General features: G+C 34.7%; 10 protein-coding genes. 1 reads left to right on the forward strand and 9 read right to left on the reverse strand.

Annotated features, from left to right (window positions below; all coding sequences use genetic code 11):
* Positions 1-6: 6 nt before the first annotated feature.
* Positions 7-1,071 (reverse strand): AraC family transcriptional regulator, encoded by a 1,065-nt coding sequence (locus AC1PJP_RS19505; RefSeq protein WP_479768219.1) that lies wholly within the window; start codon positions 1,069-1,071, stop codon positions 7-9.
* A gap of 130 nt (positions 1,072-1,201) precedes the next feature.
* Between AC1PJP_RS19505 and AC1PJP_RS19510 the strand changes: the two genes are divergently transcribed.
* A complete protein-coding gene (locus AC1PJP_RS19510) occupies positions 1,202-2,662 on the forward strand; it encodes a coniferyl aldehyde dehydrogenase (protein WP_479768221.1) in 1,461 nt (486 codons plus the stop codon).
* A 247-nt stretch (positions 2,663-2,909) separates the two neighbouring features.
* On the opposite strand, the gene AC1PJP_RS19515 is transcribed toward AC1PJP_RS19510, so the two are convergent.
* The 8 genes from AC1PJP_RS19515 to AC1PJP_RS19550 all read right to left on the reverse strand — a co-directional run.
* A complete protein-coding gene (locus AC1PJP_RS19515) occupies positions 2,910-3,464 on the reverse strand; it encodes an SMI1/KNR4 family protein (RefSeq protein WP_479768222.1) in 555 nt (184 codons plus the stop codon).
* A gap of 71 nt (positions 3,465-3,535) precedes the next feature.
* Positions 3,536-3,868, reverse strand: coding sequence for a hypothetical protein (locus AC1PJP_RS19520; protein WP_479768223.1), 333 nt, complete (start codon positions 3,866-3,868; stop codon positions 3,536-3,538).
* A 34-nt stretch (positions 3,869-3,902) separates the two neighbouring features.
* Positions 3,903-4,355 (reverse strand): DUF4265 domain-containing protein, encoded by a 453-nt coding sequence (locus AC1PJP_RS19525; RefSeq protein WP_479768225.1) that lies wholly within the window; start codon positions 4,353-4,355, stop codon positions 3,903-3,905.
* 75 nt (positions 4,356-4,430) lie between these two features.
* Positions 4,431-4,778, reverse strand: a complete 348-nt coding sequence (locus AC1PJP_RS19530) for a hypothetical protein (RefSeq protein ID WP_479768267.1) — start codon at positions 4,776-4,778, stop codon at positions 4,431-4,433.
* A gap of 215 nt (positions 4,779-4,993) precedes the next feature.
* On the reverse strand, positions 4,994-5,416 hold the full coding sequence (locus AC1PJP_RS19535; RefSeq protein WP_479768227.1) for a hypothetical protein: 423 nt from the start codon (positions 5,414-5,416) through the stop codon (positions 4,994-4,996).
* Between the two features lie 226 nt (positions 5,417-5,642).
* Positions 5,643-7,106: an amino acid permease gene (locus AC1PJP_RS19540; RefSeq protein WP_004793843.1), complete on the reverse strand. Its 1,464-nt coding sequence runs from the start codon at positions 7,104-7,106 to the stop codon at positions 5,643-5,645.
* 399 nt (positions 7,107-7,505) lie between these two features.
* Positions 7,506-8,600, reverse strand: coding sequence for an arginine N-succinyltransferase (gene astA, locus AC1PJP_RS19545; protein ID WP_479768229.1), 1,095 nt, complete (start codon positions 8,598-8,600; stop codon positions 7,506-7,508).
* Positions 8,597-9,058, reverse strand: a 462-nt coding sequence (locus AC1PJP_RS19550; protein WP_479768231.1) for an aminotransferase class III-fold pyridoxal phosphate-dependent enzyme, incomplete at its 5' end; no start/stop codon positions are given. The genes astA and AC1PJP_RS19550, both read right to left, overlap by 4 nt.

The following is a 9,058-nucleotide window of genomic DNA, read 5'->3' on the forward strand; positions in this document are numbered from 1 at the left end:
TCTAATTTAATACTGTATCCGGTACTCATTCGGTGAAATGCCCGTCCAGTGACGATAGGCTTTTCTAAAATTAGAAGTATCTGAAAAGCCAATTCTTTCAGCAATTTCATCTACGGTTAAAGTCGTCTCTCGCAAATATTCATCCGCAAGACGGCGCCGAGTTTCATCTAACAACTCTTGATAAGTCAGGCTAAAACCTGCCAAACGCCGATGTAAGGTACGCTTTGACATATGGAGCCGTTCAGCCATTTCTTGGGCTGATGGGAAAAGTCCTGTTCCATCCAATAATATTAAACGGATCGTTTTCACTAACTCAGGCTCTTCAAGTTCATCTGTACCTAACATCCGCTCACAAAACGACTTACACATATCCGCAGTAATCGGGTTGGCATTTGGGCAAGGTACATCGAGCCACTTCAAATCAAAGTGCCATTGCATCACCCCAGTATTAAACTGAACAGGACAATGAAACACTTTTTCATATTCCTCCGCATAGTCAGGTGCTGGATAAGGCAACAAAAGCTTCTTCGCTTGAAATGGTCCTTCCAGCACACGTTCAATTAAGGTTTGCATTGAGCTAAACCAAAATTCGCACACCAAAGGCAAAAGCTTACCTAGTGCAATAATGTCCTGCCCTTCAAAAACAGCAGCATCATCTCGAATATAAAAAGATTTCTTTAAAATAGGCCCTGCAAGCTTAATATGTCGAATACCGAGCTCTACCGCTTGTCTAAAATTACGCGAAGAATAGAGTGCGTAACCATACACCCCAAAATCTGACAGCCGCTGCTTTTGTCCAGCACGTAATCCAATTAACGGATCATGTGATAAACGTTGAATATTTTGAAATAACTGGATTTTTTGAAGTTGAGAAATATATAAAGAGGGTTGATTCATCGCATCTGGTGAAATATTTGTACCGGATAGAACATCTGACATTGAATGGCCTTGCAAGCCTATTTCATCAAATAAACTGGTCAACCCCAGCAAATATGTATTCGAACCAAAAGATGTATTATCATAATTTCCTTCAATAACAAGATTTGTATTTTTATAAATATTATTAGCCATTTAACTCACACCATCCCTAGAGTGACGTGCATAATGGCACTAAACTACCTCTTGTTGTCTCAATTTAACATCGACCATACAACGCTTCAAGCATAAAGTATGATAAGCAAAAGTATGGGAAGGAATAAAAATGGAAAGCTCCACTTTAAAAGAATATAGCGGCTCTGCCACCGAACATATGGAACTTATTTTTTCCAAACAACGTGCTAATTTTGAGGCGGATCCATATCCAAGCCTTGAGGCACGTCGAACAAAACTGCATCAACTTAAAAAACAAATTATTCGTTATCAAGATGCTTTAGCTACTGCGATTAATGCTGACTTTAGTTCAAGATCACTGGATGAATCTAAACTATTAGATTTACTTGGCTCTGTGTTAGAGGCTGATCATGCAATTCATCACTTACGCCGCTGGATGCGCCCAAGTAAACGCCGTACGGAACTCTTATTTTTATCAAATCGTTTAAGTGTGCAATACCAACCTAAAGGCGTGGTTGGTGTAATTGTTCCTTGGAACTTCCCCGTTTATTTAGCACTTGGACCACTCATTGCCGCATTAGCTGCGGGCAACCGAGTCATGATTAAATTGTCTGAAATTACACCGAATACCAATGCAATGCTACGACGTATGCTCGCCGAAGTCTTTAATGAGGATGAAGTCGCAGTCTTTGGTGAAGAAATTACAGACCCCGCTAGATTTACCTCTTTGCCGTTTAACCATATTGTATTTACTGGCTCTCCAGCTATTGGCAAAGTCGTAATGAGAGCAGCAGCTGAAAATCTAACTCCTGTTACACTTGAATTAGGCGGTAAATCACCAGCAATTGTGAGCCGTAACTACCCAATTGCCGATGCCGCAAAACGTATTACCCATGGCAAAGCAACTAATAGTGGTCAAATTTGTGTAGCACCTGACTATGCATTGGTTCCCAAAGAAAGTATTGATGAATTTGTGGATGCTGCAAAATCAAGCTTTATAAAAATGTTTGGTCAAAACATCACAAACAATGAGAATTACACGTCCATTGTGAACGACCGTCATTTAAAACGTATTCAAGATATTTTGACCGATGCACAAGAAAAAGGTGCGCGGATTATTCCTTGCGACACTTATAGCTTTGACCAACAAGGCCGCAGAATGCCTGTACAGATTGTGCTTAACTGCACTCCCGACATGCGCATTATGAAAGAAGAGCTCTTTGGCCCTGTTTTACCCGTGGTGGCATATGATTCTTTAGATGATGCAATTACCTATGTGAAATCAGACGAACGACCTTTAGCGCTTTATTGCTTTACACATAGCTCTGTAGAACGTGACCGTATTTTACGTGAAACTCATTCAGGTGGTGTGACCATCAATGATTGGGGCTGGCATGTAGTTAACCATGATGCTCCTTTCGGAGGTATCGGAAACTCAGGCATGGGGTCATATCATGGTGAAGAAGGCTTCCGTGAACTTTCACATGCAAAAACTGTATTTATACGTCATCGGTTTTTCCCAACTCAGCTTTTCCACCCTCCTTATGGAACATTCCTACAAAAACTAGCGATTCGCTTTTTCTTGAAAAAAGGCGATCCCAATATTAAATAAAGATTATGAAAAAAGCCTCGTTATGAGGCTTTTTTTATAGAATCAAAGAATTTATTGATGTAATAGATTTATATTTCAATCGCTTATAGAAAAATTCGGAATTTTTAGAACCAAGACCTAGTATGAGTAATCGCTATACTGTTCCTATTAAAGTAATCAATAAAATAGAGCATAATTAAAGTAGCAGTCACTATTAAAAAATAGTGACTGCTACTAACCATTAAATTTTATTCATATTTAAAACTATCTAGAGTAAACGACCTGTAATAGATCTATTAATTTGTTCTTCTGTTAAATCAAAATCTATAAATCGATTTCTTTTAGTTTTTTCAAAAACATAATTTTTTAGATAATCTAATAAGGTCATATTAGTTTTTTCCCAAATTGCAGATTCAGCACTATCAAGGAACCATACATAATTATCCTGCTCAGAAGTAAATAAATAATACAGATAGGTTTCATATTCACAGGATAGAAAAAATATTTTTTTGCCTACAGAATCTAATTTTCCCTGATTATCAAACATATAATCATCTTCTTGAATATTTTTTTGATAGTTGATAAAAAAATCTTTTTCACATCTATAATCATACATGTAGAACTCATCACTCAATAATAAGCCCCCTGAATATTTTCCTATTTGAAGTAAAAAATCTCTAAATTGTCCATGTATATCAAGATTAAGATTTTTAGCAATTAGCTCTACTTCTTGCTCTGTATAACCTTGTACTTTTTCAGGATAAAAAGGAAGTTGTGTTCCCTCAACACGGCAGGCAGATAATTCTTTAACAAAATCATTCATTATTTTCTCAATAAATTAATTTATATAGACTAAATAAATTCCCAAATACAAAGTTTATTATTTTATAAAAATTACTCTTCCAACAATTCAAAGTTAAAAAATTTAAAGAGAATTCTATCATCTTCTAATTGATTTAAGTTGTATTTAACACCATCCCATCCATCTAAATTTTTCTCAATATACATTCTACAAAACTGAGTAAACCTATTACCAACATCATTCAGATAAAGATTAGTAATATTAAAGAATCTAATTTTTATTTTTTCACTATATATATCTGATAAATCTTTGGCTAAAACCATATCTAAATTATAGGCTCCAACAAAGTCATCAAAATACATATTTATAGAATGCACATGATCATATCCAACAAATTTTCCATTTAAATTATCAACATCACTCATGACTAATTCCCCCTCTCTTTTATTTACTAATATTTTAAAACAAGCATAAATCACTTGAGTGCTTATCTGACAAGCATGATTCCTCATAATCAAAAAAAAACTTCTTATCATCTAAATATTTTTTAATTAGAGCATAATCAACCTTTTTGGGTATATTAATTGCATAATAGTATCTACCTTCAAAGCCTTCCCAACTACATAAATAAGACTCCAAAGTAGTTAATATTTTTTCAATACATTTAATATCGTTATTAAAAAATACAATTCTTAATGTTGAATTATTAGATGGTTTTATTAAATCATCAAAATAGAGCTTTTCATTTTCTATTTCAACCTGAATAAGATCATCAAATGCAAGATTAGGTGCAAAGAAAGGAATACTTCTAACAAAGTACTGATCAGTCTCGTACATCTCTCCCCATATTAACTCTTTTGATAGTTCATTATTTTTATCTAAATAGTCTATTACAATTTTTTGCTTATCCACTATACTTCCTTTTATTTAAGAATCTTTTGTTTGAATGATATAAATTTTAAAATATCTATTTTTCTCATTATAGTTCTAATCATAATATCCTTCTATGAATATTATAATTGCTTCAACTGGTAAAAATGGTTCTTCTTCATAATTCGGCTCATAAAAACCTATCCCAAATTTAAATGAAGTTAGACCATCCCCATCAATAGCAATATCTTTATCTAATGAAGCCATTAGCTTATAAGCCTCATATGCAGGGAGCTTAGATAGCTCTATCCCATTAAAAACAACATGAGCAGGTTCGTAAAGCTCCAATGCTATAACTTTATCAGTACTATCATAATGTACATTGACACCAGCTTTATCATAACGATCAATAGTAGGTTCTGAATAAGAGGTTTCCCAAGAAACTCTAGGCTCATACTCAGACATCAGTTTTCTTACTTCTTCTCTTCTTATGCCAAACTTAATTAAACCGGCTCCCACGTATGGGGTTATCTCAAACATTATTCTATCTCGATTATTTATTAAGCACTTATTTCTTCAATAAGTAATCTTTATATAGCATTATCTGATATATTTTTCACTATATTACATACTAATTTTGATTGTATCTTACCTAGTTTTTTTCATTCAACTTTGTTAAATCAATTACTATACCCTTCTGTGAATAGAATGATTGATTCAACTGGTAACATATAGTCGTCTTCATAAAATGGTACATAAAAACCTACCCCGAATTTAAAAGAAGTTAATCCATCCTCATTAATAGCAATATCCTTATCTAATGAAGCCATTAGCTTATAAGCCTCAAATGCAGGGAGCTTAGATACCTCTGTACCATTAAAAATAACTTGAGCGGGTTTATAAAATTCTAATGCTATAGTTTTATCAGTACTGTCATAATATACATTAATACCAATTTCATCATAGCCATCAGTAGCAGCCTCTGAATAAGAATTTCGCCAAAATGCTCTAGGCTCATATTCAGAAAGAATCTTTCTTACTTCTTCTCTTTTCATGCTAAAGTTAATTAAACCAGTTCCCACATATGGAGTTATTTCAAACATTATTCTTTCTCAACTATTTTTTAGGTGATTAGTAATTCTATAAGTAGTATATATAACCACTTTTATAATTTTTTTATCATATCTCTTTTCAAATTTTATTTATATATCACCTATCTCTTTAAGTTAACCTTCTTATTTAAGTTTTATCTTTCAATCAGTTCCTACTTTTCAAAATAAAAAAGCTAGGCACTTACCTAGCTTTAATATAAAAGCAACTACACTCGACTTAAATATAATCAACCTTTTGAGCTTTTAAAATATCAAGCTGCAACATCTTTTTCTTTTTATATTTATAGGCAATAAACAAACCAATAAACCATACTGGTGAAAACTCTAAAGCAATCAGCGTATCATGATCTAAAGCTAAAATAACGATAGTGAAAACTAAAAATAGCATCGTCATCCATGCCATAAATAAGCCACCTGGCATTTTATATTTTGACTGGATATGCAATTCTGGGCTTTTCTTACGATAATAAATATACGAAAGCACAATCAGCATGAATGTAAAAATACATAAAATTGAAGTAAGTGCTGAAATAATCGTAAATGCCGTCATAACATTTGGAACAATAAATAGAATTGATGTCCCAAGGGTCACACAAGCCATTGAAAATACGAGGCCTCTAATTGGAACCTTTCTTTTCGATAATTTACTAAAACTTTTTGGTGCATCGTTATCTAAAGCTAAGCCATATAACATACGGCTGGTCGCAAATATTCCACTATTTGCAGAAGATAGCGCCGAAGTCGCAACAACAAAGTTGATTAAACCTGCCGCAATTGGTAACCCTACCAATGTAAACATTTCCACAAACGGGCTTTTTTCTGGTGAAACCTTAGCCCAAGATGTAACTGCAATAATACAAACCAATGCGCCCACATAAAACAATAAAATACGTAAAGGAATGGAGTTAATTGCTTTTGGAAGTGAGGTGTGCGGGTCTTTGGTTTCAGCAGCAGTTGTACCAACCAGCTCAATACCCACAAACGCAAATATAGCAATTTGAAAACCCGCTAAGAAACCTGTTACACCATAAGGAAACATAGACTGTGTTTCGAACAAATGGCTCATTGAGGCCTTGACCCCATTTGGAGAAGTAAATCCGGTACTAATTAAATAAATACCAGCCAGAATAAACAGAATAATTGCAGTAATTTTGATGAGTGAGAACCAAAACTCTAGTTCACCGAATAATCGAACGGCCACAAAGTTGAGTATGGTTAAGACGGCCAATGAAGTAAATGCAGGAATCCAAACGGGTAAATCGGGATACCAAAACTGCATGTACCCTCCGATCACAATCACATCGGCAATAGCAGTAATAATCCAGTTACACCAGTACGACCAACCAAGGAAAAAACCCGCCCACGGACCAAGATAAGCCGTTGCAAAATCGGCGAAGGTTTTAAAATTGGTATTCGCAAGCAACAATTCACCCATTGCCCGCATTACGAAGAAAAAGAAGAAACCAATAATTAAATAGGTTAAAACAATTGAAGTACCCGAAACACTTAATGTTTTCCCGGAACCCATAAATAACCCAGTACCAATTGCACCACCAATTGCGATCATCTGAATATGACGATTGGTTAATGAGCGCTGCAATTTCTCTTCTTCTTGTTCAGTCATATGTTGACTACCAAGAAGATCTCCTTCCAGGAACTGCTTTCCGTTATTCTTACTCATGTAATATTTACTCCAATTTATAGCAACCGTCGTAAATGCTTTAATAATAAATAAATTATATGATTATTAATTTAGTCCATTAAATCATGTTAAAAATATTATTAAACCACTTAAAACCTTATAAATTCCTTTTTAAAAGCTATTACCTATAACAATAAAAATTAATCACCAATCCTTTCCTTCATTATTATATTAGCTCGCTTTCCTAAATATAATTTCAATAAATATTTAAAATATATAGATTAATTAAATATTTTATTTACTTACTCTATATATAGAAAAACAGGCTAATTAATCCCAGCTCAGCGAGCAAGATTGTATTTATCCATATACCCATCTTGCACTAGCGATAATATAGTATTCCTTCTTAAATTTGGTGAAATGTATAGTAATTTCTGCTTAATTAACAGCCATTCGAAAATGTTCAGTCACTTTAAGTTTATTGACCACTTCTGGACTCGAAACTTGTTTAACTTGAACACTTAGTACCCGAACTAAAGAGCCATTTTCAACATTCAATTGTTTTGCTTGTTCTTTCGTTAACTGCAATATGTTTTGATGAGGTTTGCTATACACAAGAATCGAGCGATAATTTTCATAGTCATCATTAGCCACAATGTAAGCTTCATCCCCTACAGCGATATTTTCAGGTTGTTCAATTTGTACTGCTACAGACTGACTTTCTTTAATTGCCCGTAAATTTTCGATATCTGCTTGCAGGGTCGCACCACCATCAAAAATATCGACATAGCCTTTATAGCGTAGTCCCTCTTCAAGCAAGAGATTGTAGGCTGGTCGAGTATTTGGGTGAACAATGCCAATCGCGGCTTTCGCATCATCAGGTAACATATCGACATAGAGTGGATGTCTTGGCATTAGCTCAGCAATAAAAGCCTTTTGCCCGACTCCACTCAAATAATCAGCTTTGGTAAATTCAATATTAAAAAACTTATGACCTACCGCATTCCAAAATGGTGATTGTCCATTTGCATCGGAGTATCCACGCATTTCAGCAACAATCGTTTCTTCAAAATATTGACGGAATGCTGAAAGAAACAAGAAGCGAACTTTAGATAAAAATTTGCCATTTTTATTTAAGCGATAGTCAGGATCTAAAAATAAAGTACAAAGCTCACTACAGTTAGTATGGTCATTACTCAAATACAAAGTAGGTAAAGCGTTATAAACACTTAAAGGTTCTGAAGCATGAACTTGAGTTCCTACATGAAAGTTGTACCAAGGCTCTTTTAAACCAAGTGCGACTTCAATACCGCAAACACCAACGACTTTGTTGAGTTCAGTATCTTCTAAAACAAATAAATAAACCTGATCTGCCTTTGGGAGTTCACCTGCGACCGTTTTACACGCCCGCTCAATACGAGCAGCAAGTTTTTCCATATTTGGCTGCAAAGATGTCAAACCAAAACCCGCTTTTTGCGCCAACAGGTAAAGGTCATTAACATCTTTAGGTTCGATGTAGCGAATAATCATCATGCTGCTTGTTCATCCTTTTGAATTTCCACAAAGCGAACAAGCGCACGTTCGAACCGTTTTAGACCTTCATCAATATCGGCAAATGGAATAATCAAAGACGGTGTAAAACGTAGAACATTTGGACCTGCAATAAGACTCAGTAAACCTTCTTCACCTGCAAGGTTATTAATATCTTTTGCTTTACCTGCGAACTTATCTTTTAAGGCACAACCAATCAGTAACCCTTCACCACGAATCGTTTCAAAGATTTCATATTTTTCATTTAATTGATTTAAAGCGTTTTTATAGTAATCATGACGTTCTTTCACACCTTCAAGCACTTCAGGCGTATTAATAAACTCAAATACTGCACCTGCAACCGCACTTGCTAACGGGTTACCGCCATAAGTCGTACCATGTGTACCCACTGAAAAATGCGGAGCAAACTTATCTGTTGTTAACATTGCACCCACTGGGAA

The sequence above is a fragment of the Acinetobacter sp. V116_7 genome (assembly GCF_056735735.1).

Excerpts from the sequence above, each read along its gene's own strand:
- AC1PJP_RS19505 (WP_479768219.1), bottom strand. The coding sequence starts at position 1,071 with ATGGCTAATAATATTTATAAAAATACAAATCTTGTTATTGAAGGAAAT.
- AC1PJP_RS19510 (WP_479768221.1), top strand. The coding sequence starts at position 1,202 with ATGGAAAGCTCCACTTTAAAAGAATATAGCGGCTCTGCCACCGAACAT.
- AC1PJP_RS19515 (WP_479768222.1), bottom strand. The coding sequence starts at position 3,464 with ATGAATGATTTTGTTAAAGAATTATCTGCCTGCCGTGTTGAGGGAACA.
- AC1PJP_RS19520 (WP_479768223.1), bottom strand. The coding sequence starts at position 3,868 with ATGAGTGATGTTGATAATTTAAATGGAAAATTTGTTGGATATGATCAT.
- AC1PJP_RS19530 (WP_479768267.1), bottom strand. The coding sequence starts at position 4,778 with ATGTCTGAGTATGAGCCTAGAGTTTCTTGGGAAACCTCTTATTCAGAA.
- AC1PJP_RS19535 (WP_479768227.1), bottom strand. The coding sequence starts at position 5,416 with ATGTTTGAAATAACTCCATATGTGGGAACTGGTTTAATTAACTTTAGC.
- AC1PJP_RS19540 (WP_004793843.1), bottom strand. The coding sequence starts at position 7,106 with ATGAGTAAGAATAACGGAAAGCAGTTCCTGGAAGGAGATCTTCTTGGT.
- astA (WP_479768229.1), bottom strand. The coding sequence starts at position 8,600 with ATGATGATTATTCGCTACATCGAACCTAAAGATGTTAATGACCTTTAC.